We start from the raw sequence: 15,361 nt of genomic DNA on the forward strand, positions 1-15,361 counted from the left end.
ACCGCTTCATCGAACACTGCACCATCGCACACGACAAGTTAGGACGCTCCACTCATGCGCATGCCCCTCGGGATCCACCTCGGCGAACGCTTCACCCTCGATGAGACATGGGCGGCCGCCGACATCGCCGAAGAGTACGGTTTCGACTCCCTCTGGGTCGCCGAAGGCCGCCTCACCCGCGATGCGATCGGCATCATGGCGCTGCTCGCCGACCGCACGAAGAATGTGCGCATCGGTTCGGGCGTCGTGAACAACAAGACGCGCAACGCAGCGCTCATGGCAGTGACGTTCAAGACGCTCGACGAGATCGCGCCGGGCCGGATCATCCTCGGACTCGGCGCGTGGTGGGAGCCGCTCGCGACGAAGGTCGGTGAACCGCTGCGCAAGCCCGTCGCGTCGATGCGCGAGTACATCACGGTGCTGCAGTCGTTCTTCCGTAACGAGGAAGTCACGTTCGACGGCGAATTCGTGCACATGGATGGCGTGCGATTCGACCGCATGTACGCCGAGAACGTCGCCGTCGACATCCCGATCTACGCGGGGGCGGTCGGACCGCGGATGCTGGAGCTCGCCGGCGAGATCATGGACGGCGTCTACCTCGACTTCCTCCTGCCGGTGTCATACGTCGACTTCGCCAATGAGGCGATCGGCAAGGGTCTCGCGAAGCGCACCGACGGCAAGAACGCCATCGACATCACGCAGACCATCGCCGTTGCGGTCGACGACGACGACCCGCGCCAGGCCATCGACGCGTGCAAGAACTTCCTCACCATGTACCTCATGCAGCAGCCGCACATCGCGGAGCACGCGGGGGTCGACCCCGAGCTGGTCCAGCGGATCCAAGAGGTGGCGGGCTGGCCCGCGACGCCCGAAGACATCAAGCGCGCCATGGTCCTGCTGCCCGACGAAGCCGTGCACCGGGTGAGCGCGGCGGGTTCGAGCGCGCAGGTCGCGGCGAAGCTCGAGGAGTACCACGCCGCCGGTGTGCGTGTGCCCGTGCTGAACCCGCTCGGCGAGCGCAAGCTCGACACGATCGCGAGCTTGGCTCGCATCTTCAAGTAGTCTCGCCGAAGGAAAGGAGCAGCATCGTGGCAGGCGACCTCGGTCTCGTGCAGAAGACCGTGCACATCGTGCGCATCATCGCGTCGAATGCGCAGGGCATCGGTCTCTCGGATCTCTCGCGCGACTCGGGCATCTCGAAGGCGACCTGCCACCGCATCCTCTCCGCGCTCGAGCGAGAGGGGTGGCTGGTCTCCGACCCAGAGACCCGACGTGTGCGCCTCTCGCTCGACCTGGCCTTCATGATCGACGGGCTGCGCACCGACGGCTCTGTGCTCGAGTACACCAAAGAGGTGCTGCGGGAGCTCACGGAGGCGACTCGCGAGACCTCCGGGCTCGACCGGCTCTCGGGCGCCTCGGTCGTGGTGCTCGCGCAGGTGCCCGGTCCCCACATCATCGGTCACGCGCCGCGCCCGGTACCGCGAACGCTGAACGCCTGGCGCACCTCGACCGGCCGAGCGCTGCTCGCGTGGAACGACGCCGAGCCGCTCAAGGAGACCATCGAAGCCGATCTGAGCACACCGCCCGCGACCCGCTTCCACTCCTTCGACGAGGTGCGCGCCGAACTCGAGCAGGTGCGGATCCGCGGATACGCGTATACGCGCGACGAGCTCGAAGACGGATTGACCGCTGTGGCGGCGCCGGTGCGTGTGGGCGACCAAGTGCCGTACGCGGTCTGGATCAGCGGCCCGAGCTATCGGGTCACCGAGGATGTGCTCCCGGTGGTCGCGGAATCGGTGATGGATGCTGCGAACCGCCTCGGACGACTGTTGTCGACCGGAAGCGGCGTCTCGCTCGGCATGACGAATCCGGTGTTCGCCGGCTGATCGTCAGCCGCCACGCTGTACCGCGGACCACCCGGCGTTCGTGCGCCACGGCACGCCTGTGGGGAGCTCGACCGAGTCCGGCCGTTTCGCACGCTCTCCACAGCCGCTGCTCGGGCTTTCGCGCCAGGGTCTACGACGCCTTGGTGAACGCCTGACGGCACCTGCTGGAACGCGACGGAAATACAAGTTCGAAAAATTTCCGGCCTGCCGTAGACGTATCACTCAATGAACCGCTATTTTACTGAGTGAACCAACACCAATGAAGGATGAGGTTGCAGTGGCGTTGAGAGAATCACTCGCATACGCGGAGACGCCGACCCGCGCAGTCGCCACCAACGCGGCGAAGGCGAAGCAGCGGCAGCCGCGCCGTGTGAGCAGACAGGTCGCCCGCAGCGCTGCGGTCGTCGTCGGAATCCTCGTCGGAGCAGTGGCGCTCTGGGAGGGCTACAAGGCGATGGGCCAGCTCACGGGAGACGTGATCCCGTTCACGAGCATTCCGCTGCCCGTGTCGTCGTCGGACTACGCGATGCCGCACATCTGGGTCATCTTCGATGCGCTCATGCAGCCGGCGAACGCGGGCACCACCCAGTCGCTGCTGGTGTACTACCTCGACCAGACCAGCGTGACGCTCCGCGAAGCGGGCTATGGCCTCGTCATCGGAGCCCTCATCGGCGTGGTGCTCGCGGTCGCGCTGCGCGAGGTGCAGTTCCTCACTCGCGGCGTGCTGCCCTGGCTCGTGATCTCCCAGACCATCCCGCTCGTGGCGCTCGCACCGATCATCGTGGTCTGGGCGGGCAGCGCCGGGATGCCGAGCTGGATCGCCGTCACCGTCATCGCCGCGTACCTCGCGTTCTTCCCGGTGACCGTGAACATGCTCACCGGACTGAACGCCATCGACCCGATCCATGACGAGTTCATGCAGTCGATCAACGCTCCGCGGTGGTTCACGCTGCTGTTCGTCCGGTTCCCAACGGCGCTCCCGAACCTCTTCACCGGGTTGAGGCTCGCCGCGACCGCGTCGGTGATCGGCGCAATCGTCGGTGAGCTCTCCGCAGGCACCGGGCTCGGCATCGGCCGCGCGATCCTCACGGCCGCCTACTACTACTCCAACGCCCCAGAAAACCTATTCGCCGCGGTGCTGATCGCCTCGCTCGCCGGTGTCGTATTCGTGCAGGTGATCACGATCGTCGAGGCGATCGCGCTCAGGAAGAGGACCAACTGATGACTATCAACACCCCGGTCACCGATGCCCGGCCCGCGATCTCCCTGCGGAACGTCACGAAGACCTTCGACGCGGGCGGCGGGCTCGTGCACGCGCTGGACGACATCGATCTCGACATCGCGCCAGGAGCGTTCGTCTCGCTGCTCGGACCGTCGGGCTGCGGAAAGAGCACACTGCTTCGCGTCATCGGCGACCTGGTCAAGCCGACCGAGGGCGTCGTCGAGGTCAACGGGCGAAGCGCGGAAGCCGCGCGAAAGGCCCGCGAGTACGGCATGGCCTTCCAGGCGCCCGGACTCATGGACTGGCGCACCATCCGTCGCAACATCGAGTTGCCCCTGCAGGTGCAGGGCGTGCCGCGCAACGAGCGCCGCGCTCGCGCCGAGGAGATGCTCGAGCTCGTGCGACTCACCGGTTTCGAGAACCACCGGCCCCGTCAGCTCTCGGGCGGCATGCAGCAGCGCGTCGCGATCGCGCGTGCGCTCGCGTTCCAGCCGAAGCTGCTCCTCATGGATGAGCCGCTGGGCGCGCTCGACGAGATGAACCGCGAGTACCTGCAGCGCGAGCTGCTCCGCATCTGGCGCAGCACGGGAACGACCATCGTGTTCGTCACGCACAGCGTGTCGGAGGCGGTGTTCCTCTCGACCGAGGTCGTCGTCATGTCGCCGCGTCCGGGACGCATCGCCGACCGCATCCCGATCGACTTGCCCTACCCGCGCACCGACGAGACCCGCATGACTGAGGAGTTCTACCACGCGGAGTCCCGGGTTCGCACAGCGCTGCACTCCGTGCTCGAACCGGTGCAGGTGGGCTGATGACTCAGCTCAGCGTCGCCGCACCCGTGCGGCTCAGCATCCGCGGCAACGTCGTTCGGGCGGTGTACCCGGCGGTGCTCGTGGGCGCGGTCATCCTGATCGCGTGGGAGCTGGCCGTGCACTTGTTCAACATCCAGCCGTACCTGCTGCCCGCTCCCAGCGCGATCGTCGCGGAGTTCGGGAAGAGCTTCTCCACGATCGCATCCGCAGCGCAGATCACCACGATCGCCGTCATCGGTGGCGCCCTGCTCGGCGCGGCGACAGGGGTCATCGCGGCCTTCATCGTCGCGCTGTTCGAGAAGTTCGCGAACACAGTGCTCGTGCTCGTCGCGATCCTCAGCTGCGCGCCCGTGGTCGCGCTCGCCCCGATCTTCAACGCCTGGTTCGGCGCGACGAGCCTGATGTCGAAGATCGCGGTGGCCGCCATCATGGTGTTCTTCCCCGTCATGGTCGCCACCACCAAGGGCCTGCTCTCGGTGCACCCGCTGCACCGAGAGCTCATGGAATCGCTCTCCGCGAGCCGGTTCCAGCTCATGGTGTGGGTCCGCATTCCCGGCGCGGTGCCGTCGCTCTTCGATGGCATGCGCGTGGGCGCGACGCTCTCGGTGATCGGCATCATCGTCGCCGAGTACTTCGGCGGCACGGCGAACGCACTGGGCGTGCTGATCGCCAACAGCGCCGCGCTGTCGCAGTTCCCCCTCACGTGGGCCGCGGTCGCCGCCGCAAGCCTGCTCGGGCTCGTCGTCTACGGGGCCGTCATGCTCATCGAACGGCTCGTGGCGCCCTGGCGCTTCACGCCCGCCAGCCGATAGCACCGGCATCCGTCGCACGACGAACCCGCCGCAAGTCCCTTCACCCGCAAGTCCCTTCACCCGCAAGTCCCTTCACCCGCAAGTCCCTTCACCCCGCAATACCCTTCACCCCACCAATCAACCCAGGAGAACCAATGCGATTCACCACTCTTGCGAAGCGCGCCGCGGCACTCGCTGTCGGTACGGCGCTCTTCGCATCACTGGCCGCCTGCAGCGGCATGGACAGCAACAACTCGGCTGCACCGGTCAACGAAGACTGTGAGCAGACCGACAAGGTCACCGTTGTACTGCAGTGGGTGACCCAGGCCCAGTTCGCCGGCTATTTCGCGGCGCAGGATCAGGGCTTCTACGCCGACCAGTGCCTCGACGTGACGGTGCAGGAGGGCGGCACCAACGTCGTTCCCCAGCAGGTGCTGGCCTCGGGCAATGCGCAGTTCGCGGTGAGCCACGTCACCAAGAGCATGGCTTCCCGTCAGGAGGGCGCCGACGTCGTGAACATCGGCCAGGTCTTCCAGCGCGGCGCGTACCTGCAGGTCGCCTGGGCCGACTCGGGCATCGAGAGCCTCGAAGACCTCAAGGGCACCACGATGGGCAGCTGGGGCGGCGGCAACGACCTCACCCTGTTCTCGGCGCTTCGCGCATCCGGAGTCGAGCCCACGACCGACCTCAACATCGTGCAGCAGCCGTTCGACATGGCCATGCTGCTGAACCGCGAGGCCGACAGCGTGCAGGCGAAGACCTACAACGAGTTCGCGCAGCTGCTCGAGACGGTCAACCCGGCCACCGGCGAGCTCTACCAGCCTGAGGACTTCAGCGTGCTCAACCTTCAGGACCTGGGCTTCCAGAGCCTCGAAGACGGCATCTACGCCCGTGGCGAGTGGCTCGGCGAAGACGGCAACGAAGACATCGCCACGCGGTTCCTCGCGGCGAGCTACGAGGGCTGGATCTACTGCCGCGACAACGCCGATGCCTGTGTCGACCTGGTCGTGTCGAAGGGATCCGCCCTTGGCAAGAGCCACCAGGCCTGGATGATGAACGAGGTCAACGCGCTCATCTGGCCGAGCCCAGAGGGAATCGGGCACCTCGACGCGGCCGAGTGGGACAAGACCATCGAGATCGCCATGGCCGGCGAGGTGCTGAACTCGGCACCGGATGCCGACGCCTACCGCACCGACCTCAGTGAGGCCGCGCTCGAGATCCTCAACGACAAGGGCCTCGACGTGACCGGTGAGAACTGGAAGCCCGCCAAGGTCGAGCTCAACGAGGGCGGCAAGTAAGCCGCCCTCGGGTGCCCGCCGGTCACGCGGCCGGCGGGCACCCGCCCCAGCCACCCCCTGCGAATCGGAGAGAGACATGACAACGAGCACCGCGTTCACCATCGCGTGTGCCCAGACCGACCCTGTGATCGGCGACCTGGACGCCAATCGCGAAATGACGGTCGCAGCGATTCACGAGGCCGCCGATGGCGGTGCGAAGCTCGTGGTGCTCCCCGAGTGCGCGACGGGCGGCTGGGCCTTCACCGGCATGGACGAGTCGCTCGCGGCCGCCGAGAGCGTCGTCGACGGGCCGACCATCGCCGCATGGAAGGCCGCTGCGCGCGAGCGCGACATCTGGGTCTGCGGCGGCTTCGGGGAGCTGGCCGACGACACGGTCTACAACAGCGCCGTGCTCATCAGCCCCGACGGCGTCGAATCGGTCTACCGCAAGGTGCACCTCTGGAACACCGAGAACAACGCTTTCACCCCCGGCAACCTCGGGTTCCCAGTCGTCGACACCCCGCTCGGCCGAATCGGCATGATCATCTGCTACGACGCCTGGTTCCCCGAGAGCATGCGAAGCTGCGCACTGCAGGGCGCCGATCTCGTGCTGGCGCCGAGCGACTGGGTGCCGAACCCCGGCCAGCAGGACATGCCCTCGCTCGCCAACATGATGACGATCGCCGGCGCCCACTCGAACCAGGTCTACGTCGCCGCCGCGAGCAGGGTCGGCGTCGAGCGCGGCCAGCGCTTCATCGGCGAGAGCGTCATCGCGGGACACGACGGCTGGCTGCTCGCCGGGCCCGCACCGGCGCACGAGGCGATCATCTTTGCGGAGATCGACCCGATCGGGTCGCGCCAGGAGCGCCGCGACAACATCTTCAACCGTCCTCTCGGCGATCGTCGCCCCGAGGCATACGCGCAAGGCTAGTAAGGAGCAGTGCAGTGAGCATCACAGTGCGCAAGATCGTGCGGCATAGGGAAGAGACTGTGCGGGAGATGGGCCAGGACCTCACCTCGACGCACGTCGTGGCGTGGGTGGCCGCCGTCATCGAGAACCCGTACCCGGAGGGGTACGTGCAAGACCTCGTGACCACGGCCGACGAGATCGGTCAGGAGATCGGTGCGCTGCTCGGACCCCCCGTCGTCGAACTGCTCGGCGAGCCCGTAGAGGCATTCGGCAAGGCGGCGCTCGTGGGTCTTGACGGTGAGGTCGAGCACGGCTCGGCGCTCATCCACAACCTCCGCTTCGGCAACGAGTTCCGCAACGCAGCCGAAGGCACTGAACTGCTGCCGGCCGCCGAGAAGGTCGGCCCGACCGGGAGCGCCATCGATGTCCCGCTGAAGCACAAGCTCGACGCGAAGACCCGTTCGCACCACCAGACGATCACCATCGTGATCCCCGACGCGCCCCGTCCGCGCGAGATCGTCGTCGCCTGCGTCGCGAGCAACGCCGGCCGCCCGCTGGCGCGCCTCGCAACGTTCGGCGCCGAGGTCGCAGAGGTCTCGGCATGACCCTCATCGGCGAGCCGGCCACCGCTTCCAGCAACAGCACGTGGGGCACCGAGCGCATCATCGAATCGGATATGCGCTACGTCATCCGCTCGTGGTCGCAGCAGGGCAAGCCCGCTCAGGCCGCCATCGCTCGCGGCGAGGGCAGCTGGTTCTGGGACACGGACGGCAAGAAGTACCTCGACTTCCAGTCGCAGCTCGTGAACATGAACCTCGGCCACCAGCACCCCCGCCTGGTCGAGGCGATCGTGCGCCAGGTTCGTGAGATGGCCTACATGGGCCCCGGGTTCGCCGTTCAGGTGCGCGCCGAGTTGGGCGAGTTGATCGCCGAGATCGCCCCCGGCGACCTGAGCATGAGCTTCTTCACCACAGGCGGCGCCGAGGCGAACGAGAACGCGGTGCGCCTCGCGCAGCACGTCACCGGGCGCCCGAAGGTCATGGCGCGGTATCGCTCGTACCACGGTGCGACGGCCGGGGCGCTCAGCCTCACCGGCGACCCGAGGCACCACCACAACGGGCCCGGCGTGCCCGGTGTCGTGCGGTTCCACGACCCGTACACCTACCGCACGCCCTCTGGCCAGGAGCCCGAGAACTGCCCGGTGTGCCAGGGAGCGCCACACCTCGAAGAGGTGCTGCAGTACGAGGACCCGAACACGATCGCGGCGATCATCGTCGAGACCGTGACCGGCACCAACGGCCTCATCGTGCCGCCCGACGGCTACCTGCAGTCCGTGCGTGAGGTCGCCGACAAGTACGGCATCTTCCTGATCACCGACGAGGTCATGGCCGGCTACGGTCGCACCGGCGAATGGTTCGCGTTCAACCACTGGGGCATCGTTCCCGACATAGTGACGAGCGCCAAGGGCCTCAACTCGGGATACGTGCCGCTCGGCGCGATGACCGTCGGCGATCGCGCCCGTCAGTGGCTCAACCAGAACAAGTTCTGGGGCGGCCAGACCTACGCCGGTCACCCGCTCGCCTGCGCGAGCGCGCTCGAGTCGCTCAAGATCATGCAGGACGAGCACATCCTCGAGAACGTGCGCACGCAGGGCGCCCGCCTCGACGCGGGTCTCCGCAAGCTCGCCGAGCGCTACCAGATCATGGGCGATGTCAGAGGCAAGGGTCTCTTCTACGGTGTCGAGTTCGTCACCGACCGCGCGACCCGCGAACCTCTCGTGCCGTTCGGCGCTGCCGGAGCGGCCGCGGCGCCGATGCAGCGCATGGTCGCCGAGGCCTGGGAGAAGGGCCTCTATCTGAGTGCGAACAACAATGTGCTGCGGTTGACCCCGCCCCTGATCATCACCGAAGACGAGATCGACTTCGCTCTCGAGATTCTCGATGATGTCATCGGTGCGGCGAACGCGCGAGTGCACGGTCCCGCATCGCAGTGAGTGAAAGGAATGCTGTGAAAGCCGCAGCCGTACAACTGACCGTCGGCCATACCCGTGAGGAGGCCATCGACCTCGCTGAGGAACTGATCCGCGAGGCCGCCGGCCAAGGCGCGAGCCTCGTGGTGCTGCCGGAACTCTTCGCTGTGCCCTTCGTGCAGCCCGAGCCCGACCCCGAGTACTTCGTCTACGCGGAAGGCCTCGAGGACGGCCCCTCGAACTCGATGGTGCGCCGGGTCTCGGAGGAACTCGGCATCACGATCGTCTCCTCGATCTTCGAGGGCCGCTCGACGCCAGGCGTGTACGGAAACACGGCCGCCACGTATGTCAAGGGCGAGCTCAAGCAGGTGTACCGCAAGTCGCACCTGCCGTTCTCGAACGGCTTCCCGGAGAAGTACTACTTCCGCCCTGGTGATGAAGCCCCGTCGGCGGTCGACACCACGGTCGGACGGGTGGGCACCATCATCTGCTACGAGCGCCACTTCCCAGAGCTCGGTCGCGCGGTCGCCCTCGACGGCGGCATCGTGCTGAGCGTCCCGGTCGCCTGCGCGAGCGCACCCATGAAAGAGGTGTTCCAGCTCGAACTGCGCGCCCAAGCGGTCGCGAACGGGTTCTACGTCGTGTGCGCGAACCGCTCCGGGCTCGAGATCGTGAAGGACTACTTCGGCACCAGTGCCGTGTACGGGCCGAACGGCGAAGTGCTCGACCAGATCGACGACGGCGCCGGCATCGCCATCGCCGAGATCGATCCCGAACTGGTGGCGCGCACGCGCCGCACTCGTCCCTTCCTGCGCGATCGGCGACCGGACATGTACCCGTCGCTCGTGCTCGACGCGGCGAGCTGAACCGCGCCGGCCGGCTTCGCGACCAACGGAGAGGCCGGTGCATATCGACGGGCGGATGCCGCAGACACGACTCTGCGGCATCCGCCCGCTCTCTCGCTAGGCTGTGCGCGAGTCCCATCGACGGGACGGAGCAGGAGCCGCTATGTCCGAGCTGTCTCGCAGCCCGCTGCACGCGCTGCACGAGGCCGCCGGTGCGCAGTTCACCGAGTTCGCCGGGTGGAGCATGCCCCTCCGTTTCGGCTCTGAGCTCGCCGAGCATCGGGCGGTGCGCGAGACGGCCGGCATCTTCGACCTCTCTCACATGGGCCAACTGCGAGCGGTCGGTCCGGATGCCGGGCGCATGCTCGATCACGCACTCGCCGGCCGCATCTCGCAGCTCGAGCCCGGCAGAGCGAAGTACACGCTGCTGCTCGCACCTGACGGCGGCATCCTCGACGATCTCATCGTCTATGCCCAGGCCGCTGATGACTTTCTCATCGTCGCGAACGCGTCAAACCGCGGCACCGTCTCTGCCGAGCTGTCCCAACGCGCGCGAGACTTCGAAGTCGTCGTCCGCGACGAGTCCGACGACGCCGCCCTCATCGCCGTGCAGGGGCCGGCTTCACGCGCCGTGCTCGGAGCCGTGACCGGGCTCGATGCGGCGCGGCTCGACGACCTGCGCTCGTACCGGGCGGCATCCATTCCGTTCGGCGATGGCGAGCTCTTCGCGGCTCGCACGGGCTACACGGGCGAAGACGGCTTCGAACTGTACATGCCGGCCGAAGACGCCGAGAGAGTCTGGACGGCCATCACGGATGCCGGTGAACCGCTCGGGCTGGTGCGCTGCGGTCTCGCGGCCCGCGACAGCCTGCGCCTTGAGGCGGGGATGCCGCTTTACGGGCACGAGCTCACTCGCGAGGTGCTGCCGCAGCAGGCCGGGCTCGATCGAGTCGTCGCACTCGACAAGCCCGGGGGATTCGTGGGCGACGAGGCCGTGCGCAAGGGGCCGCCGGAAGGCGCTCGCGTGCTCGTGGGGCTGCACGTCGAGGGGCGGCGGGCCGCCCGTGCCGGTTCCCCGGTGCGCCACGGCGACCGCGAGATCGGAGAAGTCACCTCCGGAATGCTCTCGCCGACGCTCGGCATGGCGATCGCGCTCGCCTATGTCGACCCGCGGTTCGCGGTGACAGGCACGAACCTTGAAGTCGGCATTCGCTCCTCGCTCGCCGCAGCCTCCGTGTGCGAGCTCCCGTTCTACCTCAGAAAGGCCGCAGCATGAGCAACCCCGATGACCTGCGCTACACCGCTCAGCACGAGTGGCTCCGCATCGAGGGCGACGAGGTGACGATCGGCATCACTGACTACGCCGCCGAGCAACTGGGCGATGTCGTCTTCGTCGAGCTTCCCGAGATCGGCGCACGCGTCGAGCGCGGGGCGGTCGTCGCCGAGGTCGAGTCGACGAAGTCGGTGGGCGAGGTGTACGCCCCGGCCGCGGGCGAGGTCGTCGCCCGTCATGATGACGTCGTCGACGCGCCTGAGAGCATCAACGGCGACGCGTTCGAGGCGTGGCTCTTCAGATTGCGAGTGGACGATCCTGCCTCGCTCGAAGGCTCCGGGCTGCTTGACCGAGACCAGTACCTCGCGCAATTGGGCGGCTGAACGCATGGCGGTGCCCTTCGAAGACCGTCACATCGGCATCGACCCCGACGCCGAACGCCGGATGCTGCACGCCGTCGGCTATGACTCGGTGCAGGCGCTCATGGACGCGGCGGTGCCTGCTTCGATTCGAAGCGCACCGTCCCGGTCGCACATCCCAGCGGGCACCGAGAGCGAGGTGCTCGCCGAGCTGCGGCTGCTCGCCGAGCACAACACCGTGCGACGCTCGCTCATCGGCCTCGGCTACTACGGCACTGTCACCCCTGCCGTGATCCAGCGCAACGTGCTCGAGAACCCCTCCTGGTACACCGCCTACACGCCCTACCAGCCCGAGATCTCCCAGGGCCGCCTCGAGGCGCTGCTGAACTTCCAGACCATGGTCGCCGACCTCACGGGCCTCGCGATCGCGAACGCCTCCATGCTCGATGAGGCCACCGCAGTCGCCGAGGGCATGCTGCTCGCGCGCCGTGCCTCGAAGACGGCGAGCGATGTCTTCGTGGTGGATGCCGACGCGCTGCCGCAGACGAGGGCCGTGCTGAAGACGAGGGCAGCGCCGGTCGGCATCCGGCTGGTCGAACTCGACCTCGCCGCGACCGACGCCGACGACCTGCCCGAGGCGTTCGGAGTGTTCGTGCAATACCCCGGCGCATCCGGGCGAGTGTGGAACCCCGCCGACATCATCGCGAACGTGCAGTCCCGAGGCGGGCTCGCGGTCGTTGCGGCCGACCTGCTCGCGCTGACGATGCTCACATCGCCGGGAGAGCTCGGTGCCGACGTCGCCGTCGGCACGACGCAGCGCTTCGGCGTGCCGATGGGGTTCGGCGGTCCGCACGCCGGCTACATGGCCGTGCGAGCCGGGCTCGAGCGTCAGCTGCCCGGCCGCCTGGTCGGCGTATCGCGCGACGCCGACGGCGACCCCGCCTATCGACTCAGCCTGCAGGTGCGCGAGCAGCACATCCGACGCGAGAAGGCCACCTCGAACATCTGCACCTCGCAAGTGCTGCTCGCCGTCATGGCATCGTCATACGCGGTGTATCACGGTCCTGACGGCCTGCGAGGCATCGCCGAGGCGGTGCATCGGCAGGCGACAGGGATCGCCGCGAGGCTCGCAAAGGCCGGGCACGAGGTGGTGCACGACGCGTTCTTCGACACGCTGCGCGTCCGAGTGCCCGGCCGTGCCCGCGCGATCACGGCGGCAGCGTTGGAGCGAGACCTGCTGCTGCTCGAGGTCGACGACGACACGGTCGGCATGAGCTTCGACGAACACACCCTCGAACGGTTGCCAGGCAGCGATGTCGAGGCGGCGCTCGCCGAGGTGTTCGACCTCGACGAAGGCTGGGCCATCGCGCTCGACAGCGCGATCCCCGAGGGTCTGCGCCGCACGAGCGAGTACCTCACGCATCCCGTCTTCTCATCGCATCGGAGCGAGACCGCGCTCATGCGCTATCTCAAGCGGCTTGCCGATAAGGACTACGCGCTCGACCGGGGCATGATTCCGCTCGGCTCCTGCACCATGAAGCTCAACGCCGCCACCGAGATGGCAGCGATCAGCTGGCCCGAGTTCGCCGGCCTGCACCCGTTCGCGCCTGTCGCCGACGTCGAAGGCTCGCTCATCCTCACCAGCCACCTCGAGCAATGGCTTGCGATGCTGACCGGCTACGACACCGTGTCGCTGCAGCCCAATGCCGGCAGTCAGGGCGAGCTGGCCGGGTTGCTCGCGATCCGGGGCTACCACCGCTCGCACGGCGATGAGCAGCGCGACGTGTGCCTCATCCCGTCGAGCGCCCACGGCACCAACGCCGCCTCAGCGGTGCTGGCCGGCATGCGCGTGGTGGTCGTCGCGTGCGATGAGCTCGGCAACGTCGACCTCGCCGACGTGCGGGCGAAGATCGCCGAGCATGGCGAGCGCCTCGCAGTGCTCATGGTGACCTACCCCTCCACGCACGGGGTGTACGAGCACGACATCAGGGAGATCGCGGATGCCGTGCACGAAGCGGGCGGGCAGGTGTACGTCGACGGGGCGAACCTCAACGCGCTGCTCGGCCATGCGCGCTTCGGCGACTTCGGCGGCGATGTCTCGCACCTCAACCTGCACAAGACGTTCTGCATCCCGCACGGGGGTGGGGGCCCTGGAGTGGGCCCGGTCGCTGCGAAGGCGCACCTTGCGCCCTTCTTGCCGGGGCACCCTCTGGCGCAGAGCGCACAGCATCCGGCCTTCGACATGCGCACCGGAACGGTCGGCGCGTTCCGGCACGGAGCGGGGCCCGTGTCGGCCGCCCCCTACGGGAGCCCTTCGATACTGCCGATCAGCTGGGCGTATGTGCGATTGATGGGCACCGAGGGCCTCGCCCGGGCGACCGGCGCAGCCGTGCTCGCAGCGAACTACATCGCCTCGCGACTGCGCCATGAGTATCCGATCCTCTACACCGGCGAGCACGGCCTCGTCGCGCACGAGTGCATCCTCGACCTTCGGCCGCTGCGGGCGGCGACGGGCATCACCAACGACGATGTGGCGAAGCGGCTGATCGACTACGGCTTCCACGCTCCGACCATGTCGTTCCCGGTCGCCGGAACGCTCATGGTCGAGCCGACCGAAAGCGAAGACCTCGCGGAGCTCGACCGCTTCATCGACGCGATGCTCCGCATCAAGCGGGAGGCTGAGCGCGTGGGTTCGGGGGAGTGGCCGCGCGACGACAACCCGCTGGTGAACGCGCCCCACACGGCATCCGCTCTGCTCCGCGAAGACTGGCGGCACCCGTACTCGCGCGAAGAGGCCGCGTACCCGGCCCAGTTCGACCGCAGCGGGGGAGTGCGAGCGAACGCTGTGCAGTCGAAGTACTGGCCCCCGGTGCGTCGGGTCGACCAGGCGTGGGGCGACCGCAACCTCCAGTGCGCCTGTCCGCCGCCAGAAGCGTTCGCCTGAGGCGTTCGCTCCCGCAGTCAGGGAAGGACTCGCAGACGCCTGAAACGGCGATGCGTCAGGAAGGAAGACCGAACAGGTCGGGGAAGGTCGCGGCGGCCCACGGATAGCCGATGAAGATCGCGGCATCGAGCAGCACATGGGCGATCACGAACGGCAGCAGCCGCCCGGTGCGCTGGTAGAGCCACCCGAAGAGCAGTCCCATGGCGAAGTTGCCGATGAAGGCGCCGAAGCCCTGGTACACGTGGTACGTCGCCCTGAGCGTCGCGCTCGTGAACACGATCGCCCACGAGCCCCAGCCGAGATCCCGCAATCGGGCGAAGAGGTACCCGATCGCGATCACCTCCTCGACCACGCCCGCCTTCACAGCGGCAAGCACCAGCACCGGCACCGTCCACCAGTGCTGATCCAGCGCGGTGGGAACCACGGTCGTCGTGAGCCCGAGCGCCTTGCCGCCCAGATACACGAACAATCCCGGCACGCCGATGGCGAGTGCGAGCCCCGCACCGCTGATGGAGTCCCGCATCGGATGGCGCGGATCGATGCCCAGTCGGCCGAGCCGCGGTCGCGTCGATGACCAGAGCAGCAGCACGACGAGCGCGACCGGCACGAGGTCGAAGACGATGCCGAGCACCTGGTAGATGAGGTCGAAGACTTCGCGATCGCTCAGCGAGCGGTTGATCGTGGCCGTCTGCCCCGACAGCGGTGTCGGCAGCGTGAGCCGGTAGGCGATCGACACCACGGCATATACCGCCGAGGCGCCGAGTGAGAGGCCCAGCACGATCAGCAGCTCGGCCCAGATCCGTCGTCGGCTGGATGCTGTGGTGTCGGCCGCGAAAGCGCGGATGCCGTGCCGCGAGCGTTCTTTCATCGCTTTGATGCTACGGGGCCGCGACGTGATGCTTCCATGCGCCATTGGTAATGGTTCTGCACGATTCGTGCAGAACTCGGCGATTCTCACAGGGATTCGCGGTGGCAGCGCACAAAATTCCTGAATCGGTTTCCACTCCATAACGTTTGAGTCATACGGTGTGGCGTTGGTGGTCCGATCTGTCTAGGGTCGGAGCCGAGCACGC

14 protein-coding genes are annotated in these 15,361 nt (G+C 67.6%); 13 read left to right on the forward strand and 1 reads right to left on the reverse strand.

Going from position 1 to position 15,361, the window contains the following annotated elements; genetic code table 11:
• Window positions 1–60 precede the first annotated feature (60 nt).
• The 13 genes from QF206_RS11710 to gcvP all read left to right on the forward strand — a co-directional run bounded on the left by QF206_RS11710 (window position 61) and on the right by gcvP (window position 14,288).
• Window positions 61–1,062 (forward strand): LLM class flavin-dependent oxidoreductase, encoded by a 1,002-nt coding sequence (locus QF206_RS11710; protein WP_281489423.1) that lies wholly within the window; start codon window positions 61–63, stop codon window positions 1,060–1,062.
• A 26-nt stretch (window positions 1,063–1,088) separates the two neighbouring features.
• Window positions 1,089–1,886, forward strand: a complete 798-nt coding sequence (locus tag QF206_RS11715; protein WP_281489424.1) for an IclR family transcriptional regulator — start codon at window positions 1,089–1,091, stop codon at window positions 1,884–1,886.
• A gap of 277 nt (window positions 1,887–2,163) precedes the next feature.
• Entirely contained in the window at window positions 2,164–3,108 is a 945-nt protein-coding gene (locus tag QF206_RS11720) for an ABC transporter permease (RefSeq protein WP_281489425.1), read from the forward strand.
• Entirely contained in the window at window positions 3,108–3,920 is an 813-nt protein-coding gene (locus tag QF206_RS11725; protein ID WP_281489426.1) for an ABC transporter ATP-binding protein, read from the forward strand. Before QF206_RS11720 ends, QF206_RS11725 begins: the two co-directional genes overlap by 1 nt.
• Entirely contained in the window at window positions 3,920–4,732 is an 813-nt protein-coding gene (locus QF206_RS11730; protein ID WP_281489427.1) for an ABC transporter permease, read from the forward strand. The genes QF206_RS11725 and QF206_RS11730 overlap by 1 nt, the downstream gene beginning before the upstream one ends.
• Before the next feature lie 134 nt (window positions 4,733–4,866).
• Complete coding sequence (locus QF206_RS11735; protein WP_281489428.1) at window positions 4,867–6,009, forward strand: ABC transporter substrate-binding protein; 1,143 nt, start codon at window positions 4,867–4,869, stop codon at window positions 6,007–6,009.
• A 76-nt stretch (window positions 6,010–6,085) separates the two neighbouring features.
• Window positions 6,086–6,919 carry a nitrilase family protein gene (locus QF206_RS11740; RefSeq protein ID WP_281489429.1) on the forward strand — a complete coding sequence of 278 codons (834 nt, stop codon included), beginning with the start codon at window positions 6,086–6,088 and terminating at the stop codon, window positions 6,917–6,919.
• 14 nt (window positions 6,920–6,933) lie between these two features.
• Window positions 6,934–7,503: an amino acid synthesis family protein gene (locus QF206_RS11745; protein WP_281489430.1), complete on the forward strand. Its 570-nt coding sequence runs from the start codon at window positions 6,934–6,936 to the stop codon at window positions 7,501–7,503.
• On the forward strand, window positions 7,500–8,891 hold the full coding sequence (locus tag QF206_RS11750) for an aminotransferase class III-fold pyridoxal phosphate-dependent enzyme (protein WP_281489431.1): 1,392 nt from the start codon (window positions 7,500–7,502) through the stop codon (window positions 8,889–8,891). Before QF206_RS11745 ends, QF206_RS11750 begins: the two co-directional genes overlap by 4 nt.
• A 14-nt stretch (window positions 8,892–8,905) precedes the next feature.
• Window positions 8,906–9,733 carry a nitrilase-related carbon-nitrogen hydrolase gene (locus QF206_RS11755; RefSeq protein WP_281489432.1) on the forward strand — a complete coding sequence of 276 codons (828 nt, stop codon included), beginning with the start codon at window positions 8,906–8,908 and terminating at the stop codon, window positions 9,731–9,733.
• A 142-nt stretch (window positions 9,734–9,875) separates the two neighbouring features.
• Window positions 9,876–10,988: a glycine cleavage system aminomethyltransferase GcvT gene (gene gcvT / locus QF206_RS11760; RefSeq protein ID WP_281489433.1), complete on the forward strand. Its 1,113-nt coding sequence runs from the start codon at window positions 9,876–9,878 to the stop codon at window positions 10,986–10,988.
• On the forward strand, window positions 10,985–11,368 hold the full coding sequence (gene gcvH / locus QF206_RS11765; RefSeq protein WP_281489434.1) for a glycine cleavage system protein GcvH: 384 nt from the start codon (window positions 10,985–10,987) through the stop codon (window positions 11,366–11,368). The genes gcvT and gcvH overlap by 4 nt, the downstream gene beginning before the upstream one ends.
• A gap of 4 nt (window positions 11,369–11,372) precedes the next feature.
• A complete protein-coding gene (gene gcvP / locus QF206_RS11770; protein WP_281489474.1) occupies window positions 11,373–14,288 on the forward strand; it encodes an aminomethyl-transferring glycine dehydrogenase in 2,916 nt (971 codons plus the stop codon).
• A gap of 55 nt (window positions 14,289–14,343) precedes the next feature.
• On the opposite strand, the gene QF206_RS11775 is transcribed toward gcvP, so the two are convergent.
• Window positions 14,344–15,156: a CPBP family intramembrane glutamic endopeptidase gene (locus QF206_RS11775; protein WP_281489435.1), complete on the reverse strand. Its 813-nt coding sequence runs from the start codon at window positions 15,154–15,156 to the stop codon at window positions 14,344–14,346.
• Window positions 15,157–15,361 lie beyond the last annotated feature (205 nt).

Origin of the sequence: Ruicaihuangia caeni, from assembly GCF_029952955.1 — a bacterium.
In the GTDB taxonomy this organism is placed as follows: Bacteria; Actinomycetota; Actinomycetes; order Actinomycetales; family Microbacteriaceae; genus Ruicaihuangia; species Ruicaihuangia caeni.

What these genes read in the sequence shown, in the direction of transcription:
- QF206_RS11710 (WP_281489423.1), top strand. Translation starts at nt 61, where the DNA reads ATGCCCCTCGGGATCCACCTCGGCGAACGCTTCACCCTCGATGAGACA.
- QF206_RS11725 (WP_281489426.1), top strand. Translation starts at nt 3,108, where the DNA reads ATGACTATCAACACCCCGGTCACCGATGCCCGGCCCGCGATCTCCCTG.
- QF206_RS11730 (WP_281489427.1), top strand. Translation starts at nt 3,920, where the DNA reads ATGACTCAGCTCAGCGTCGCCGCACCCGTGCGGCTCAGCATCCGCGGC.
- QF206_RS11735 (WP_281489428.1), top strand. Translation starts at nt 4,867, where the DNA reads ATGCGATTCACCACTCTTGCGAAGCGCGCCGCGGCACTCGCTGTCGGT.
- QF206_RS11740 (WP_281489429.1), top strand. Translation starts at nt 6,086, where the DNA reads ATGACAACGAGCACCGCGTTCACCATCGCGTGTGCCCAGACCGACCCT.
- QF206_RS11750 (WP_281489431.1), top strand. Translation starts at nt 7,500, where the DNA reads ATGACCCTCATCGGCGAGCCGGCCACCGCTTCCAGCAACAGCACGTGG.
- gcvT (WP_281489433.1), top strand. Translation starts at nt 9,876, where the DNA reads ATGTCCGAGCTGTCTCGCAGCCCGCTGCACGCGCTGCACGAGGCCGCC.
- gcvH (WP_281489434.1), top strand. Translation starts at nt 10,985, where the DNA reads ATGAGCAACCCCGATGACCTGCGCTACACCGCTCAGCACGAGTGGCTC.
- gcvP (WP_281489474.1), top strand. Translation starts at nt 11,373, where the DNA reads ATGGCGGTGCCCTTCGAAGACCGTCACATCGGCATCGACCCCGACGCC.
- QF206_RS11775 (WP_281489435.1), bottom strand. Translation starts at nt 15,156, where the DNA reads ATGAAAGAACGCTCGCGGCACGGCATCCGCGCTTTCGCGGCCGACACC.